Raw genomic sequence first — 17,345 nt, forward strand, 5'->3', positions numbered from 1 at the left:
GGATCAAATCATTGAATCCATTGCGCGATTATCCGACAAACTTAATAACAAGACGAACTTTTGTTAAATGACACTAGCCATGGGCAGGCCCGGTATTAAACGGGTATACTCATTCCTATAAGGACTTCCAACAGGACGAGCACTCTATGACAAACCTGATTCTGGCCGCCGTTGCCGCCCTTGCTGTAGGACTGATCATTGGCCTTCTGATTGGCCGCTCCAATCAGGGTTCTTCCCTGCGACAGCGCCGTGCCGAGCAACAGGTTGAGGAACTGCGCAACGAGTACACCCGCTACCAGGCCCAGGTAAACGAACATTTCATGGAGTCAGCCCATTTGCTGCGACGCTTCAATGACGCCTTCCGTGACGTCAACCAGCATATGGCCCGCGGTGCCAATCGCCTGGCCAACGATGACGAATGGCTGGAAGAGCTGGAGCAGGAGAAGCGCCGGGCACGCCTGACAGATACCAACGCCGAGGCAGGTGATGTAGCCGAGCCACCGCGGGACTATGCCCCGAAAAAAGATCCGGAAGAGAAAGGCACTCTGGCAGAGGGTTACGGCCTCACCGACGAAGAAAAAGCCAAGGCCTGATTACCGCCTCCGCGGCCTTTCTGTACTGAAGGGCCGCTTCCTGCTTCTAACCACCACAGTCAGCGGTTACACCGGATTGTCGCAATCAATAAACCGGTGTTCGACCCCGAACTCCCGGGCCAGGGCCTCTCCCAGGGCCTTTACGCCATAGCGCTCGGTAGCGTGGTGGCCCGCACCAAAGTAATGAATACCGCACTCCCGGGCTGTATGGGTAGTGGGCTCTGAGACCTCGCCGCTGATATACGCATCCACGCCAGCCTCTACAGCCAGGGGCAAGTAGCCTTGGGCGGCCCCGGTACACCAGGCCACACGCCGAATCGCCTCCGGCCCCTCCCCCACATGCAGGGGCTCCCGGTCCAGCCGTTGCGTGAGGTGGCCAGCAAACACGTCTACCGGCATAGCCTCGGCCAGCTCACCCTCCCACAGCAACCCGGACAATGGCCTCGGGTTGACAATGCCGAGCACAGCCGCCAGTTGCCTGTTGTTGCCATATTCCGGGTGATCATCCAGCGGCAGGTGATAAGCCACCAGGTTAATATCGTGGGCCAGGAGCTTCTTGATACGAGCTTTCTTCATGCCGGTAACAGGCTGCGGCTCGCCTTTCCAGAAGTAACCGTGATGCACCAGCACCATATCAGCGCCTGCGGTCACGGCAGCATCAATCAGAGCCTGGGAAGCCGTCACCCCTGTAACGATCCGGTTTACCTCCCCCCGGCCCTCGACCTGCAGTCCGTTGGGACAATAATCCTGGAAGTTTTCCGGCGTCAGCCAGTTATTGAGGGTTTTCAGGATATCGCTTCGCGTTGCCATGAGGGCCTCCTGTCTGTCGCCTGTAAGTGGTCAGGAACACCTGCTGCCTGGTCAGCCCAACAACGACCTGAGTCCCTGTAACAGCTCGTCGTTCTGCGCTGCGGTGCCAATGGTTATCCGCAGGAAGTCTGCAATACGCGGCTTGTCAAAATGGCGAACGATGATGCCCTGCTCCCGCAGCCGCAATGCCAGTTCACCACCGGGAACACTGGCGTGCCTGGTGAAAATGAAATTGGCGGATGACGGCAACACCTCGAACCCCATCTGCTCCATCGCCGCACTGACACGGTTCCGCTCATCCATGACCCGCTGCCGGGTTTCGTTAAACCAGGCTTCGTCTTCAAAGGCCGCAATGGCGCCGGCCTGGGCAAGGCGATCCAGGGGATAGGAGTTAAAGCTGTTCTTCACCCGGTTGAGGGCTTCGATCAGATCACGGTGCCCAATGGCCAGGCCAACCCGCAGGCCGGCCAGGGAACGAGCCTTGGACAAGGTCTGGCTCACCAACAGGTTCGGGTACTGGTTGACCAGCGCAATCGCCGATTCGGCCCCGAAATCCACATAGGCCTCATCCACAACGACCACGCTGTCCGGATTGCCAGCCACAACCTGCTCAACCTCTGACAGGGGGAGGGCCCGGCCAGTTGGCGCGTTGGGGTTGGGAAAGATAATGCCACCGTTGGGGGCCTGGTAATCCTTCGGGTCAATTTCAAACTCATCCGTCAGTGGAACCAGCCGGCTTTCCACGCCATACAGCCCGCAATACACCGGGTAGAAACTGTAAGTGATGTCCGGGAACAGGATCGGCCGATCCTGCTTCAGCAGACCCTGAAAGATATGAGCCAGCACCTCATCCGAGCCATTGCCGACAAACACCTGCTCCGGGGAGACGCCATGATAGCCGGCAATCACCGAACGCAATTGCTCACTTTCCGGGTCCGGGTACAAGCGCAGGCGCTCATCCAGCTGAGCACCAATCGCTTCCAGTACCCGGGGTGAGGGACCATAGGGATTCTCGTTGGTATTGAGTTTGACCAGCCGTTCCATCTTCGGCTGCTCACCGGGCACGTACGGCTTCAACTGGCTGACCAGGGGACTCCAGAACTTGCTCATACTCAGCTCTCGTCCTTGATGCGATACTCTGCGGAACGCGCATGGGCCGTCAGCCCCTCCCCCCGAGCCAGCACCGAGGCAACCTGCCCCATACGGTGCGCACCCGCAGCAGAGAACCCGATCAGTGACGAGCGTTTCTGGAAGTCATAGACGCCCAGCGGCGAGGAGAAGCGCGCAGTACCGGAGGTGGGCAACACATGGTTCGGGCCGGCACAATAATCGCCGAGCGCTTCGGCGGTATAACGGCCCATGAAGATTGCCCCGGCGTGGCGGATATTCTCTGCCAGCGCCTGTGGATCCTCAACGGAAAGCTCAAGGTGCTCCGGCGCGATCCGGTTGGACACCTTTGCTGCTTCGTCCAGGTCTTTCACCTGAATCAGGGCGCCTCGATCGGACAGTGACTGGGCAATGATTTCGGCCCGCTCCATCGTGGGCACCAGCTTGCGAATACTGGCTTCCACCGCATCCAGGAAGGCGCCGTCCGGGCTGACCAGAATCGACTGGGCCTGTTCGTCGTGCTCCGCCTGGGAGAAAAGGTCCATGGCAATCCAGTCCGGGTCGGTGTTGCCATCACAGATCACCAGGATCTCGGACGGTCCGGCGATCATATCGATACCCACGGTACCGAACACCTCACGCTTGGCCGTAGCCACAAAGATGTTCCCCGGCCCCACAATCTTGTCTACTGCGGGCACCGTCTCAGTGCCATAGGCCAGCGCACCAACTGCCTGGGCACCCCCCAGGGTAAACACCCGGTCCACACCGGCGATCACCGCTGCGGCCAGCACCATGTCATTCACCACACCCGCTGGCGTTGGCACGACCATAATCACTTCCGAGACTCCCGCGACCTTGGCGGGAATGGCGTTCATAAGCACCGAAGACGGATAGGCTGCCTTGCCCCCGGGCACGTAGATACCCACCCGGTCCAGCGGCGTCACTTTCTGACCCAGTACCGTGCCGTCGCCGTCCTGGTACTGCCAGGAGTCCTGCTTCTGGCGCTGGTGGTAATCCCGGATCCGCTCAGCCGCTGCTTCCAGCGCCTCCCGCTGCTCCGCCGGAATCCGCTCGAGGGCCAGCTCCATGCGGGTAATGGACATCTCGAGGTCGGCCATGGAGGCCACCTCGAGCTGATCAAACTTCGCGGTAAATTCCAGCACCGCCTGATCACCCCGAAGCTTCACCTCGCTGAGAATATGACGAACCGACTCGTTCACCTGATGGTCAACACTGTCTTCCCAGGCCAGAAGGCGGGACAGGGCATCATCAAAACCTGCATCGGAAGCAGACAAACGGGTAATCGAAACGTCATTCATAATAGTCACCTGCGTAAAAGTCAGGCCTCAACAGCCCGGCGAGCCTCAACAGCCTGGCCCATCTTTTCAATAATGGGCTGCAGCAAGGCATGCTTCATCTTCATGGAAGCCCGGTTAGCTACCAGCCGGGTACTGATATTCTCGATCAGGTCCCGTGCTTCCAGCCCATTGGCCTTCAGCGTGTTGCCGGTATCCACGATATCGACGATCTCATCCGCCAGCCCCAAAATCGGCGCCAGCTCCATTGCCCCGTAGAGCTTGATGATATCCGCCTGCCGCCCCTGGGCCGCATAGTATCGGCGGGCCAGGTTGACAAACTTGGTGGCCACCCGCAAACGCCCCTGGGGCGCCGGCTGACCCTTGATGCCAGCAGTCATCAGCCGGCAGCGGGAAATGTTCAGGTCCAGCGGCTCGTAGAGTCCCTCGCCGCCATGCTCCATCAGCACATCCTTGCCGGTCACACCCAGGTCAGCCCCACCGTACTGTACATAGGTGGGAACATCCGTCGCACGGATAATCAACAAACGTACGTTGGGGTCCGTGGACGGGAACACAAGCTTGCGGGACTTGCTGATGTCGTCCACGAATTCGATGCCCGCTTCCCGCAACAGCGGAATAGTTTCATCAAGGATGCGCCCCTTGGAGAGCGCAATGGTAATCGATGTATCAGTCATCGGTGATCCATCCGGTTCGAATATCTTGGCGGCCAGGTCTCAGCCAGGTATGCGGCGAATGCTCGCCCCCAGCAACTGGAGCTTCTCTTCAATACACTCATAGCCCCGGTCGATATGGTAGATGCGGTCAACGATGGTATCGCCATCGGCCACCAGGCCGGCGATTACCAGGCTGGCGGAGGCCCTCAGGTCTGTCGCCATGACGGGCGCCCCCGTCAGGTGGGGTACGCCCTTGATGATAGCCGCATTGCCCTCCAGGGTAATGTCCGCGCCCATGCGGCTCAGCTCCTGGATGTGCATGAAGCGGTTCTCGAAAACCGTTTCCACGATGGTACCGGTGCCTTCAGCCACCGTGTTCATCGCCGCAAACTGGGCCTGCATATCCGTCGGAAAGGCAGGATAAGGCGCAGTACGCAGGGAAACGGCCTTCGGCCGGTTGCCTTTCATATCCAGCTCGATCCAGTCCTTGCCGGTACTGACATGGGCGCCAGCTTCCTCAAGCTTGAGCAGAACCGCTTCCAGCAGGTTTTCCCGGGTGTCCTTAAGGCGCACGTGGCCACGGGTAGCGGCAGCCGCTACCAGGTAGGTGCCGGTTTCAACGCGGTCCGGCAGTACGTCGTAATGGCATCCATGGAGGCGCTCCACACCGTGGATCTCGATAGTCGCGGTACCGTACCCACGAATGTCAGCTCCCATGGCAATCAGGCATTCCGCCAGGTCCACTACCTCCGGTTCCCGTGCGGCGTTTTCCAGGATGGTGACACCATCTGCCAGCGCGGCGGCCATCATCAGGTTCTCGGTACCGGTCACCGTCACGGTATCCAGGAAGATATGGGCACCTTTCAGACGGCCGTTGGACTTCGCGTGGATATAGCCATTCTCGACGCGAACTTCCGCGCCCATCTGTTCAAGGCCGTGGATATGCAGGTTGACCGGCCGGCTGCCGATTGCACAGCCACCGGGCAGGGACACCTCGGCGGAACCGAAATGCGCCACCAGCGGGCCCAGGACAAGAATGGACGCCCGCATGGTCTTTACCAGCTCATAGGGGGCCACGGTTTCCTTGATGGTACTGGCATCCACCTGCACGCTCATCTTTTCGTCGATCATCACCTCGATACCCATGCGGCCGAGCAGCTCAATCATGGTGGTAATGTCGTTCAGGTGCGGCAGGTTACCCACAGTAACCGGCTCGTCTGCCAGCAAGGTAGCGGCGAGAATCGGCAGTGCCGAGTTCTTGGCACCGGATATACGGATCTCACCGTCGAGCGGCTGACGACCCCGGATCAGTAGTTTGTCCACGTTGAATTCCTGTTGTCCTGCGCCGGCTTTACTGCTGACGGGCGGCCCACTGGGCCGGGGTGAATGCGCGAATGGTCAGAGCGTGGATAGTGCCGTCGTCCAGCTGCTCCCGCAGGGCCCCGTAAATCAGCTGCTGCTTCTTTACGGGCGACATGCCTTCAAAGCGGTCGCCGATGGCCACAACCAGGTAATGGTTGCCATCGTTCTGTACCTGGATTTCACAGTCGGGCAGCTCCTGGCGGACCCGTTCGGCAACGTCCTGGGGTTGCATACGCGATTTAACCTCGAATTAGTACGAAATGGAGGCGGAATTGTACCGGATTATGGGGACCCGGTCAGCCAACGGGAGACACCGTTCAGACGGGAGAGCTCAAGGAGCTGGTCCGATGCCCCGTCAAAGGCGAGATGCTGGGACTTCCGGGACGCCGCACGGTGCCAGCACAGCAACAATGAAAGCAGCAGGCTGCTGGCACTGGAAACCGAAGACAAATCAATGGTAACAGCGGCGCCAGTTTCGCACCCCGCCAGCCAGCGCTCCCCCTGGCGGCGGAGCGCCACCACGTTGTTCGCCGTTACCTGGCCGGCAAGCTCGAGTCGCTCACCGGCCTCACGAACGCTTGCGGTCATTCATCGGCGCCCTGTTCCATTTCCTCGTCGAGATTGAGGGAGGCCACCGCATCGCCCCAGTTACTGATGACATCGTCTACGTTCCCGCGACGTGCTTCCATTTCCTGGGCAAACCGGTCACGGAACGCAAGCCCGATATTGACGCCCTCGACGATCACATTTTCCATTAGCCAGGCACTGTCGCCGTCCTTGCGATACATGGAGTAGGTAACCTGGTAACGGTTGCCGGAATCGGTCGTCACCAGCAGGTTAACCGACGCCCGGTCTTCGTTGCGCGGATTAATCTCGGCCTGCTGCACATCAATACTGAAACCGTCCGAGTTATTCACCAGGGCGGTGGCATAGCTCTCGAACAGGCTACGTTTGAAGCGCACAACAAATTCATCCCGCTGTTCAGTCGTGGTCTGGCGGGCATAGCGCCCCATCACCCGGGCTGCAATACGGCGAAAATCCACGAACCCGGTGAGGGCCTCTTCCATCTCACCGAAGAAAGCTTCCGGGTCCTCCTCGTAAAGATCCTTTTCCTCATTCAGGCGATCCACGAGGGCCTGGGTATTCTCATCCACGTACCGCGCCAGGTCCTTGCTGCTGGCCGCGGCCGGGCGTGCAGACAGGGCGGCCAGCAGGGCCACGATAAAAAATGCCACGGTGAGGGGCGTATAACGAGCTGTGTAACGAACCGCGGTCATGGGCTTCTCCTGTGTTGCTTTGCTGACTTAGTCGCCACCCTGGCCGGAGGCGAAATTGCTGATCATACGTTCAATATTAAGCGCCGACTGGGTTTCATAGAAGGTATCACCATCTGCCAGAGACTCCATGTCAGCGCCTGGCGATATATCAATATACTGTTCCCCCAGCAAACCCGATGTACGTATGATCGCTGAACTGTCGGCAGGAATACTGTCAATTGCCGCAGCGATATCCATCACCACCCTGGCCTGGAAGGTCTCATGGTCCAGGGCCACCTCCCGTATCTGGCCTACCTCCACTCCGGCCATGGACACCCGGCTCCGGGGTGCCAGCCCGCCCGCATCATTAAAGTAGGCATAGACGGTGTAGGTATCACCCGCCGACCTGAACGTCAGCCCGCTCACCTGCAACGCCAGGAACAGGAGCGCTGCGCCTCCGGCAAGGATAAACAGACCAACGATGATTTCCGTCGTTCTCTGAACCATCAGAAACTCCCGAACATGACGGCGGTGAGCACAAAGTCCAGCCCAAGCACCATCAACGATGAAAATACCACTGTCCTGGTGGTAGCCGCACTGATACCTGCAGAGGTTGGCACACAGTCGTAGCCCTGATAAACGGCTATCCACGTGCAGGCGACACCAAACACGAGGCTCTTGACCAGGCCGTTGAGCACATCGTCGGCAAACGTCACCGAAGCCTGCATGTTGCCCCAGTAGGAACCCTCGAATACACCCAGCCATTCCACGCCAACGAGCATGCCACCCCAGACCCCCACCACCGAGAAGATCAGTGCCAGTACGGGCATTGAGATAAAGCCTGCCCATAGTCGGGGCGCCATTACCCGGCGCAAGGGATCAACCCCCATCATCTCCATACTGGATAGCTGCTCCGTTGCCTTCATCAGGCCAATTTCCGCCGTCAGCGCTGATCCGGCCCGGCCGGCAAACAACAGGGCGGTAACCACCGGCCCCAGCTCCCGTAACAGTGTGAGCGCAATCATCTGACCAATGGCGCTTTCCGAACCAAAATCGCTCAGAATGGTATAGCCCTGGAGCGCGAGCACCATGCCAATAAACAGCCCTGATACGATAACGATCGCCAGCGAGAGCACACCAATCCGGTAAATCTGCTGTATCAGCAACGGCCCGCCCACTGAGGGCCGAGGCGCACCGACCAGCGCCCCCCACAGGAACACGCCTGCCCGCCCCAGGGAGGCGATGATGTCCAGGCCACGACGCCCCAGCCGAGCTATGCCATCCATCAGCGAACTAGCCACGACGGCTGCCTCCCCCCAGGGTCCCGCCCCAGTCCGCCTGCGCATCCGGCGCCGGGTAATGGAAGGGCACCGGACCATCAGGGTCACCATTGAGAAATTGCCGGACCTTGGGCGAGGTGTGTTTCCTCAACTCATCCGGGGTGCCCTCGCCGATGACCCTGCCGTCAGAAACGATACAGGCATGGTCAGCAATACTGAGCGACTCCGGCACATCATGGGAAACCAGCACACTGGTCAGCCCCATGGTGGCATTCAGTTCACGGATCAGCTTCACCAGCACCCCCATGGCGATAGGATCCTGCCCGGCGAAAGGCTCGTCGTACAGGATCAGGTCCGGATCCAGTGCGATACTGCGAGCCAGCGCCACGCGCCGGGTCATACCGCCGGACAGCTCTGCCGGCATCAGGTCGCGCGCGCCTCTCAGCCCCACAGCTTCTAGCTTCATCAAAACGATATCCCGGATCATGTCGTCGGGCAGCCGGGTATGAACCCTGAGAGGGAAAGCCACGTTCTCGAAGACGTTCAGGTCGGTGAACAGGGCACCGCTCTGAAAGAGCATCCCCATGCCCTCACGCAGCCGGTAGAGGTCCTTGCGCCTGAGTGAAGGGACATCATGGCCATTGACCCGGACGCGGCCACTGTCCGGACGCAGTTGCCCACCGATAAGTCGGAGCAAGGTGGTTTTGCCGGTGCCGCTAGGGCCCATAATGGCCGTTACCCGGCCACGGGGCACGGAGAGCGACACCCCATCGAAGATACGACGGTTGCCCCGGGTAAATACAACGTCGTCCAGAAGAATGTAGGAACTGTCAGCCATGCCCGCAACCACCGGAAATTTGGCGCTACAGTATGACATGTTGACCCGGGGCTCAATGTTTGTTGGCGTTAAACTTTGTGAAGGACCGGGCAGCGATTGCCGCCTGACCGGGCCTGTCACTGGTTGTGATGGTATACTTGCTGACGTTTGCATGCCCGGGCCGGGCAACGTTTACCCTGGCCACCCACATCGTTTGATCAGGACCTCCATGAACGAACCGTTTGTATCCGCCGCACTCAATGCTATCGACATAGAGCGTCAGGCAGTCGAAGCCCTTTCCGACCGGATCGATGACGATTTCATCCGCGCCTGCGAAGTCATCATGGCCTGCAAGGGCCGGGTTGTGGTCACCGGCATGGGCAAGTCCGGACACATCGGCAACAAGATCGCCGCGACCCTGGCCAGCACCGGCACGCCGTCCTTCTTTGTCCACCCCGGGGAAGCCAGCCACGGCGATCTGGGCATGATAACCAGCCAGGACGTGGTGCTGGCGATATCCAATTCCGGGAACACCGGCGAAGTGCTCACGATTCTGCCGCTGCTCAAACGGATGGGAGCACCGCTGATCAGCATGACCGGTAACCGGGACTCCACCCTTGCACGGGAAGCGGTAGCCAACCTCGACGTCAGCGTAGCCCAGGAAGCCTGCCCACTGGGGCTTGCGCCCACCTCAAGCACCACCGCCACCCTGGTCATGGGTGATGCGCTGGCCGTCGCCCTCCTTGAAGCCCGCGGCTTCAGTGCCGAGGACTTTGCCTTCTCCCACCCCGGCGGCGCACTGGGGCGACGGCTTCTGCTGCGGGTCTCAGACATCATGCACACTGATGACCGCATTCCCCGGGTACGCGAGACAACACCGCTGGCCGGAGCCCTGCTTGAAATTTCCCTCAAGGGACTCGGTATGACCACCGTAGTCAGTGAAGATGGCAAGCTTGTCGGGATTTTCACCGATGGTGACCTGCGCCGTACCCTGGATCGGTCCATTGATATCCAGAAAACCCTGATCCGGGATGTCATGACCCGAAACGGACGGGTCATCCATAATGACCAGCTGGCCGCCGAGGCCCTTCACATCATGGAAGAACTGAAAATCAATGCCCTGCCGGTGCTGAACCACGACAACGAGCTGGTCGGCGCCATCAACATGCACGACCTGCTGCGGGCGGGAGTGATCTGACATGGCCACCAGGACCGACTGCACCCTCCAGCCGACGTGGCCACAGGACATCCTCGACAAAGCGTCGGATATTGCCCTGCTGGCACTGGATGTGGACGGCATCATGACCGACGGCTCCCTGTTGTTGTCCGCCAGCGGAGACGAACTCAAGTCCTTCAACATCCTGGACGGCCTGGGCATGAAACAGGCCATGGCCGCCGGTATCGAGATCGCCGTTATTACCGGTCGCAATTCTCCGTTGACCGAGCGGCGCATGGATAGCCTGGGCGTAAAAACCCTTCTGCAGGGACGGGAGGACAAGGTCACGGCATTGCGCGAAATCGCCGATCATCGCCAGCTACCACCCGGGCGTATCGCCTATATGGGCGATGACCTGCCGGACCTGGCCGCAATACGCTACGCCGGGCTGGGTATCACCGTACCCAACGGCCACTGGTTCGTCCGGCAGCACGCTGATTACTGCACCCATACCGCCGGAGGCCGTGGTGCGGTCCGCGAACTGACAGATCTGTTGCTGGCGGCAAGGGGCTCGCTCGAGACCGAACTCCAGCGCTGGCTTGGAGAGACCGGGTGAGCGATACGGATGATCGCAGCCTGCTGGTCCGGCTGCTGGATAGCCTGGCCCGCCCCCGCGTACGCAACCCGGGGCTGGCCATTGCTGCCGTGGTACTGGGATACCTGCTCTGGCAAAGCGATGACCCACGGTCTGTCGACTCCGATGCCATGGCACTGCGGGGCGAGACTGAACCCGACACCTTTGTCAATCAGGGCACTTTCCGCTCCTTTGACACGTCGGGACAACCGGAAATCGTTGTCACCAGCCCCCGGACTGAGCAGTTCGACGACCGCAAAGAAGTCTTCCTGGAGGCGCCCGAAGGCACACTGTATGACCGGGAAGCGGACCTGCGCTGGCTGATAACCGCGACTACCGGACTGTACGACATGTCTGCCGAAGCCCTGGACCTGGAAGGCGACGTCGAAGTGATTCGCCGGGTGGACGGAAACGACACCGTCTTGCTTACCGAATACCTTCGCATTGATAATGCCTCCCGAACGGCGACCACCGATCGCCCAGTTACCCTGACGTCACCCGGAACTGTTACCCATGCCCGTGGCATGACCGGTTGGCTTGACGATCGGGTGCTGGAACTGGAGAACTCCGTTGAGGGAATCTATGAAATCCGTCAGTAACCCGCTCCGCTACGCGCTTCTGCTGCTGGCACTGGCTCCTGCCCTGCCGGCCGCCGCTTTCGATATGAATTCGGGCGCCCCCATCCGGATCACCGCGGATTCAGCCCGCCTCGATGAAAGCCAGGGGTCCGCCATCTACCGGGGCAATGTTGATGTGCGCCAGGGCGAAGTCCTGCTCACTGCCGACCGGGTAGAGGTCTACCGCGGTTCTGAGGGCCTGGACAGGATCCACGCCCGGGGACAGCCCGCGACCTACGACCGCCCGGCAACGGCCAGCGAGGGCGCCGTGCACGCCGAGGCCCTGGAGATCCGCTACTCAGCCAGCGAGAACCTGTTGCGCTTCGAGCAGCAGGCCACTGTCAAACAGGGCGAGGATGAGTTCCGCGGCGCCATCATCACCTACGATGCGGCCAACCGGATCGTGACCGGCGAAGGCCGAACCGGCGATGGTGAAGGTTCCGGCCGGGTTGAGATGGTCATCCAGCCCAGAGGCAACAATTCACCCAGCGGTAACTGACGGCTTACGCTATGGCATTGTTACAGGCGAATCACCTCGCCAAGAGCTACAAACAGAAAAAGGTCGTCATTGACGTTTCCCTGAGCATTGAAAGCGGCCAGATCGTCGGGCTGCTGGGGCCCAACGGGGCCGGCAAGACCACCTGCTTTTACATGATTGTCGGCCTCGTGCCCGCGGATCATGGCCACATCAGCATCGACGGCAAGGACATCACTCCCCTCCCCATGCACGGCCGGGCCCGCCAGGGTATCGGCTACCTGCCCCAGGAAGCCTCGGTATTTCGCAAGCTTTCTGTCAGTGACAACCTTATGGCCATCCTGGAAACCCGCAAGGAGCTGAACCGCCACCAGCGGGAAGAGAAAGTGGAAGAGTTGCTGCAGGAATTCCACATCACCCATATCCGGGACAGCGTCGGTATGGCGCTTTCCGGGGGCGAACGCCGACGCGTGGAAATTGCCCGCGCCCTGGCCATGGAGCCAGCCTTCATTCTGCTGGATGAGCCCTTCGCCGGCGTGGATCCGATTTCGGTCAGCGATATCAAACACATCATACGTCACCTCCGCGACAAGGGTATCGGCGTCCTGATCACGGACCACAACGTTCGGGAAACCCTCGATATCTGCGAGAAGGCCTACATCGTCAGCAGTGGCCATATCATTGCCTCAGGCTCCTCCGAGGAAGTCCTCGCCAACCAGCAGGTCAAGGAAGTCTACCTGGGAGAAGAATTCCGCCTCTGACACCGCAGCCCGGGGCATTTGCGATCTGCCAAGCGGGGCCGGCTGCAGCAATTGTGTTCGCCGCAGCAAGGGGGTACACTCGGCAAAGAACTTGCTTGTTATATCCAAGTATCCGGTAACACTGATATTTTTCCCTGATTCAGGCGGTTTCTTGAGCTGGGTCAGGGGGTTTGATGTCGGCAGATGTTATTGAATACCTCAGAAGGGTGATGGATGTGAACTCATGGTGATGAAAGCCTCCTTACAGTTAAAGATGGGTCAGAGCCTGACAATGACCCCGCAACTGCAACAGGCAATCCGTCTGCTCCAGCTTTCCACCCTGGACCTGCAACAGGAAATCCAGCAGGCACTGGATTCAAACCCCATGCTGGAAACCTCAGAGGACGAAGACCAGGAGAATGCCGAGTCCGAGCGGAACGATAATGAGCGGGACGAGCGTAACAACGAGTCTGTATCCGCCTCTGAGGGCGAAACCGTAGCGGACAACTCCTGGGAAGAGTCCGACTGGTCTGCCGAGAACAACAGCGGTGACACCATCCCTGACGACCTGCCCGTGGATACCGCCTGGGACGACATCTACCAGTCTGCCCCTGCCCCGGCTGCCCGTGGTGACGACGACAACGACATGGATTTCGACAGCCGCAACCCGGCCACGGAAACCTTGCGAGACCACCTGGAATGGCAACTCAACCTGACGCCGCTCAGCGAGCGTGACAGCGCCATTGCCCACGCCTTGCTGGACGCTGTCGACGAGCGAGGCTACCTGACGGCCACGCCGGAAGATATTCATTCCGGTCTGGAAGACGACACTGACGAAGACCCGGTAGAATTCGACGAAGTCGAGGCGGTGCTGCGCCGTCTCCAGCACTTCGACCCGCCAGGTGTCTTTGCCCGGGACCTGCAGGAATGCCTGCTGATCCAGTTGAACCAGCTCCCCCAGGAAACCCCCTGGCTGGATAAGGCGCGACTGGTAATCACCCATTACATCAACCTCCTGGGCAACCGCGACTATGCCCAGCTGCTGCGCCGGAGTCGCCTGAAGGAAGACCAGCTGCGGGATGTGCTGGCAGTCATTACCTCGCTCAACCCACATCCCGGCAACGCGCTGGACCGGTCCGAACCGGACTATGTCATCCCGGATGTCATCGTGCGCAAGGACAACGGTCGCTGGCGGGTGGAGCTGAATCCGGAAATTGCACCGCGCATTCGTGTGAATGCGAGCTATGCTTCGCTTATACGCCGGGCAGACAGCAGCGCAGATAACACTTACCTGCGCGATCAGCTCCAGGAGGCCAAGTGGTTTATCAAGAGCTTGCAGAGCCGCAACGAAACCCTGTTAAAAGTAGCGACACGAATTGTTGAACATCAGCAGGGTTTTCTGGACCATGGTGAAGAGGCGATGAAGCCGCTGATTCTTTCGGATATCGCCCAGGCTGTGGAGATGCATGAGTCAACCATTTCCCGGGTAACAACGCAGAAGTTTATGCACACTCCCCGCGGCATCTTCGAGCTGAAGTATTTCTTCTCGAGTCATGTCAGTACGGAGGAAGGTGGCGAATGTTCCTCGACGGCCATTCGTGCCATGATCCGCAAACTGATCGCGGCAGAAACCCCGAAAAAGCCGCTCAGTGACAGCAAGATTGCCACCATGCTGGGAGAGCAGGGCATTAAGGTGGCCAGGCGCACGGTAGCCAAGTATCGTGAAGCCATGCACATTCCGCCCTCAAACGAGCGGAAACGACTGGTCTGAACAAAGGGTCTGACTAACAGGAGAAGCCCATGCAACTGAACATTTCCGGTCATCACGTTGAACTGACTCCCTCGCTGAAGGATTACGTCAACGAAAAGTTCCAGAAGCTCGAACGCCACTTTGATCACATAAGCAATTGCCAGGTCACCCTGGAAGTGGAAAAGGTACGGCAGATCGCAGAGGCCACCCTGCATGTCGTGGGCGGTGAAATCCACGCCAAGGCCGAGAACGACGACATGTACGCGGCCATCGATGCCATGGTGGACAAACTTGACCGGCAGATCCTCAAACACAAGGAAAAGAACGTTGACCGGGCCCACGGAGCCACAGCCCGCTAACCATTGTGACACCGGAACAGTTATAATCTGATTCACAACGCTGCGGTACGGTTTCGTACCGCAGCATTTTTTTATCGGGACCAATGAGAATCCATGACCGATTCGACCTTGACCATCAACAACATCCTGGCGCCTGAGCTGACACTCTGCCGGGTCAATGGCACCAGCAAGAAGCGTATCCTGGAGTTCATATCCGAAAAGGTCGCAGCCCAGTACCCGGAGCTGGATGAAACCCAGACCTTCAACAACCTGATTGCACGGGAACGCCTCGGCAGTACCGGCATCGGCCAGGGCATTGCTATCCCCCACTGTCGCCTGGACGGCTGTACCCGAGTGGTGGGCGCGCTGGCTACGCTGGAGGAAGGCGTGGCCTTTGACGCCATCGACAACCAGCCCGTGGACCTTTTGTTCACGCTGATTGTGCCGCGGGAGGCCACCTCGGAACATCTCGAGCTGCTTAGCCAGCTGGCGGAGCAGTTCAATGACCGCAGTTTTTGTGATGCCCTGAGGAGCTGCACAAGCTCTGAGGCGCTCTATCAGAAGATGACCGGAAATCACTGATCCGGTCCGGTTGTCCCTCGGTGCCCGAGATGGCATCGACATAGCTACCAGAGGACCAGTCCCATGAAGCTGATCATCGTTAGCGGCCGCTCCGGTTCCGGCAAGAGTACCGCCCTGCACGTGCTTGAAGATCTGGGCTTCTACTGCATCGACAACCTTCCCATCGGCCTGCTGTTTCCCCTGACCACCGAGGCCACCACCGGCACCTCCGGCAGCCGGCTGGACAATATCGCGGTCAGTATCGATGCCCGTAACCTGTCCGATGAAATTAAAAATTTCGAGGCCATCCATCAACGCCTGAGCGAGTCCGGCATCGTTACCGAGATCATCTACCTGGATGCCGGCGAGCAGTCCCTGCTGCAACGCTTCCATGCCACCCGGCGCAAGCACCCGCTCAGTGACGACCAGACCTCGCTCACCGAGGCCATCCGCTACGAGAAGAAGCTGCTGGAGCCCATTGCCCAGCTGGCAGACCTGTACCTGGATACCACCGAGCTGTCCATGTATGAACTGCGGGACACCGTCAAGCAACGCATCATTGGCCGCAGTGAACAGGACCTTGCACTACTGTTCCAGTCGTTCGGCTTCAAGCATGGTGTACCGGTAGACTCCGATTACGTGCTGGATGTACGTTGCCTGCCCAACCCCTACTGGGACCCGCAACTGCGCCGTTACACGGGCGTAGACCAGCCCGTGATCGACTTCCTGGGATCAGACCCCATGAGCAACCGGATGATCGACGACCTGGTCCGGTTCCTGGAAACCTGGCTGCCCCAGTTCAGTAACAGCAATCGCAGCTATATGACCATCTCCATAGGCTGTACCGGTGGTCAACACCGCTCGGTCTACGTCTGCGAGCAGCTGTCCCGGTATTTCAGCCAGTCCTACAACCAGGTTCAGACCCGGCACACGGAGCTGCCCCACCTGAACCCGCAACACCGTGGTACCCAATGATTCGCCAGCCTGTCACCATCATCAACAAACAGGGCCTGCATGCCCGCGCCGCCGCCAAGCTGGTTGAGACCGCTTCCAGGTACGACAGCCGGGTGGAACTGGCCAAGGGCGACCGCCAGGTGGATGCCAAGAGCATCATGCCCGTCATGATGCTCGCGGCCAGCCAGGGTACGGAGATAGAACTGGTGGCGGAAGGACCAGACGAGCAGCAGGCGATTGCTGCCCTGGAGGCACTGATCAACGACTATTTTGGCGAGGGCGAATAAGCCGTGAGCAAACAGCACACCCCAGAAGTACCGGAAGGCGATGAGCTCGTCAAAAGCAAGTCACAGCTCAAGCGCGAGATGCACGCCCTGCAGGACCTGGGCAAGCGTATGATGGAACTTGGCGATGACCAGCTCGCCGGAGTACCCATGAGCGAAACACTGAAAGCCGCGATTGTGGAGTCCAGGCGCATACGCCAGCACGAGGCCCGCCGCCGCCACCTGCAGTACGTAGGCAAGGTTATCCGCAACGAAGACGACCCGGACGCCCTGCGCCGTGCCGTGGAAGCCTTTGACGCTGGCAGCGAGGAGCACACCCGCCGTCACCATCTCGCCGAACGCTGGCGCGACCGGCTGATCGAGGAGGGCAACCCCGCGGTCGCCAGCTTCGTGGAGCAATGCCCGGCCACCGATGTGCAGCACCTGCGTAACCTGCTGCGAAACGCCCAGAAGGATATCAAGACCGGCAATAATACCGGCCAGGCCAAGAAACTGTTTCGCTATCTGCGGGAGTGTATCGACGATGCCGAGACTTCCTAGGAGTCTGCGCGACGCGCAGGCTCCTAGTGTCCCGTTTGGTTAATTCGCTGACCTACTGCGTGACGCTGGGGCCTCTGGCCAAGGCGCCAGTCCGAAGGT

Annotated in this window: 23 protein-coding genes; 12 read left to right on the forward strand and 11 right to left on the reverse strand. The window is 59.7% G+C overall.

What is annotated here, in order from left to right:
• Positions 1-146 precede the first annotated feature (146 nt).
• Complete coding sequence (locus tag MLC59_RS18200; RefSeq protein WP_248236992.1) at positions 147-593, forward strand: Z-ring associated ZapG family protein; 447 nt, start codon at positions 147-149, stop codon at positions 591-593.
• Between the two features lie 66 nt (positions 594-659).
• On the opposite strand, the gene MLC59_RS18205 is transcribed toward MLC59_RS18200, so the two are convergent.
• From MLC59_RS18205 to MLC59_RS18255, 11 genes are read right to left on the reverse strand one after another with little or no spacing between them, the layout of a single operon-like run.
• Positions 660-1,403, reverse strand: a complete 744-nt coding sequence (locus MLC59_RS18205; RefSeq protein WP_248236996.1) for a Nif3-like dinuclear metal center hexameric protein — start codon at positions 1,401-1,403, stop codon at positions 660-662.
• Between the two features lie 51 nt (positions 1,404-1,454).
• Complete coding sequence (hisC, locus tag MLC59_RS18210) at positions 1,455-2,513, reverse strand: histidinol-phosphate transaminase (RefSeq protein ID WP_248236997.1); 1,059 nt, start codon at positions 2,511-2,513, stop codon at positions 1,455-1,457.
• 2 nt (positions 2,514-2,515) lie between these two features.
• A complete protein-coding gene (gene hisD, locus MLC59_RS18215; protein WP_248236999.1) occupies positions 2,516-3,829 on the reverse strand; it encodes a histidinol dehydrogenase in 1,314 nt (437 codons plus the stop codon).
• Between the two features lie 20 nt (positions 3,830-3,849).
• Positions 3,850-4,503, reverse strand: coding sequence for an ATP phosphoribosyltransferase (hisG, locus tag MLC59_RS18220; RefSeq protein WP_248237000.1), 654 nt, complete (start codon positions 4,501-4,503; stop codon positions 3,850-3,852).
• A gap of 39 nt (positions 4,504-4,542) precedes the next feature.
• Positions 4,543-5,805 (reverse strand): UDP-N-acetylglucosamine 1-carboxyvinyltransferase, encoded by a 1,263-nt coding sequence (gene murA / locus MLC59_RS18225; protein WP_248237002.1) that lies wholly within the window; start codon positions 5,803-5,805, stop codon positions 4,543-4,545.
• 28 nt (positions 5,806-5,833) lie between these two features.
• The gene (locus tag MLC59_RS18230) at positions 5,834-6,076 is read right to left on the reverse strand and encodes a BolA family protein (RefSeq protein WP_248237003.1); all 243 of its coding nucleotides are present in this window, start codon (positions 6,074-6,076) and stop codon (positions 5,834-5,836) included.
• 50 nt (positions 6,077-6,126) lie between these two features.
• Positions 6,127-6,432 carry an STAS domain-containing protein gene (locus tag MLC59_RS18235; protein WP_248237005.1) on the reverse strand — a complete coding sequence of 102 codons (306 nt, stop codon included), beginning with the start codon at positions 6,430-6,432 and terminating at the stop codon, positions 6,127-6,129.
• A complete protein-coding gene (locus MLC59_RS18240) occupies positions 6,429-7,121 on the reverse strand; it encodes an MlaC/ttg2D family ABC transporter substrate-binding protein (protein WP_248237007.1) in 693 nt (230 codons plus the stop codon). The genes MLC59_RS18235 and MLC59_RS18240 overlap by 4 nt, the downstream gene beginning before the upstream one ends.
• 27 nt (positions 7,122-7,148) lie before the next feature.
• Positions 7,149-7,607 (reverse strand): outer membrane lipid asymmetry maintenance protein MlaD, encoded by a 459-nt coding sequence (gene mlaD / locus MLC59_RS18245; protein WP_248237009.1) that lies wholly within the window; start codon positions 7,605-7,607, stop codon positions 7,149-7,151.
• Positions 7,607-8,386: a lipid asymmetry maintenance ABC transporter permease subunit MlaE gene (mlaE, locus tag MLC59_RS18250; RefSeq protein ID WP_248237032.1), complete on the reverse strand. Its 780-nt coding sequence runs from the start codon at positions 8,384-8,386 to the stop codon at positions 7,607-7,609. The genes mlaD and mlaE overlap by 1 nt, the downstream gene beginning before the upstream one ends.
• A 7-nt stretch (positions 8,387-8,393) precedes the next feature.
• Positions 8,394-9,218 carry an ATP-binding cassette domain-containing protein gene (locus tag MLC59_RS18255; protein ID WP_248237010.1) on the reverse strand — a complete coding sequence of 275 codons (825 nt, stop codon included), beginning with the start codon at positions 9,216-9,218 and terminating at the stop codon, positions 8,394-8,396.
• Positions 9,219-9,426: 208 nt separating this feature from the next.
• Between MLC59_RS18255 and MLC59_RS18260 the strand changes: the two genes are divergently transcribed.
• The 11 genes from MLC59_RS18260 (at position 9,427) to yjgA (ending at position 17,246) form a co-directional block, all read left to right on the forward strand.
• Positions 9,427-10,395, forward strand: coding sequence for a KpsF/GutQ family sugar-phosphate isomerase (locus MLC59_RS18260; RefSeq protein WP_248237012.1), 969 nt, complete (start codon positions 9,427-9,429; stop codon positions 10,393-10,395).
• Between the two features lies 1 nt (position 10,396).
• Positions 10,397-10,969, forward strand: coding sequence for a KdsC family phosphatase (locus MLC59_RS18265; RefSeq protein ID WP_248237014.1), 573 nt, complete (start codon positions 10,397-10,399; stop codon positions 10,967-10,969).
• The gene (gene lptC, locus MLC59_RS18270; RefSeq protein WP_248237016.1) at positions 10,966-11,586 is read left to right on the forward strand and encodes an LPS export ABC transporter periplasmic protein LptC; all 621 of its coding nucleotides are present in this window, start codon (positions 10,966-10,968) and stop codon (positions 11,584-11,586) included. The genes MLC59_RS18265 and lptC overlap by 4 nt, the downstream gene beginning before the upstream one ends.
• Positions 11,570-12,103, forward strand: a complete 534-nt coding sequence (gene lptA, locus MLC59_RS18275) for a lipopolysaccharide transport periplasmic protein LptA (RefSeq protein WP_248237018.1) — start codon at positions 11,570-11,572, stop codon at positions 12,101-12,103. The genes lptC and lptA overlap by 17 nt, the downstream gene beginning before the upstream one ends.
• A gap of 11 nt (positions 12,104-12,114) precedes the next feature.
• Positions 12,115-12,840, forward strand: a complete 726-nt coding sequence (lptB, locus tag MLC59_RS18280) for an LPS export ABC transporter ATP-binding protein (protein ID WP_248237020.1) — start codon at positions 12,115-12,117, stop codon at positions 12,838-12,840.
• Between the two features lie 229 nt (positions 12,841-13,069).
• Complete coding sequence (locus MLC59_RS18285) at positions 13,070-14,590, forward strand: RNA polymerase factor sigma-54 (protein ID WP_248237022.1); 1,521 nt, start codon at positions 13,070-13,072, stop codon at positions 14,588-14,590.
• Positions 14,591-14,619: 29 nt separating this feature from the next.
• Positions 14,620-14,928 carry a ribosome hibernation promoting factor gene (hpf, locus tag MLC59_RS18290; RefSeq protein ID WP_248237023.1) on the forward strand — a complete coding sequence of 103 codons (309 nt, stop codon included), beginning with the start codon at positions 14,620-14,622 and terminating at the stop codon, positions 14,926-14,928.
• 93 nt (positions 14,929-15,021) lie between these two features.
• A complete protein-coding gene (gene ptsN, locus MLC59_RS18295; RefSeq protein WP_248237025.1) occupies positions 15,022-15,489 on the forward strand; it encodes a PTS IIA-like nitrogen regulatory protein PtsN in 468 nt (155 codons plus the stop codon).
• A gap of 63 nt (positions 15,490-15,552) precedes the next feature.
• Entirely contained in the window at positions 15,553-16,443 is an 891-nt protein-coding gene (gene rapZ, locus MLC59_RS18300) for an RNase adapter RapZ (RefSeq protein WP_248237027.1), read from the forward strand.
• The gene (locus MLC59_RS18305) at positions 16,440-16,709 is read left to right on the forward strand and encodes an HPr family phosphocarrier protein (protein ID WP_248237029.1); all 270 of its coding nucleotides are present in this window, start codon (positions 16,440-16,442) and stop codon (positions 16,707-16,709) included. Before rapZ ends, MLC59_RS18305 begins: the two co-directional genes overlap by 4 nt.
• A 3-nt stretch (positions 16,710-16,712) precedes the next feature.
• Positions 16,713-17,246, forward strand: coding sequence for a ribosome biogenesis factor YjgA (gene yjgA, locus MLC59_RS18310; RefSeq protein WP_248237031.1), 534 nt, complete (start codon positions 16,713-16,715; stop codon positions 17,244-17,246).
• Positions 17,247-17,345: the final 99 nt, after the last annotated feature.

Source organism: Marinobacter bryozoorum (assembly GCF_023156245.1).
GTDB classification, from domain to species: Bacteria; Pseudomonadota; Gammaproteobacteria; order Pseudomonadales; family Oleiphilaceae; genus Marinobacter; species Marinobacter bryozoorum.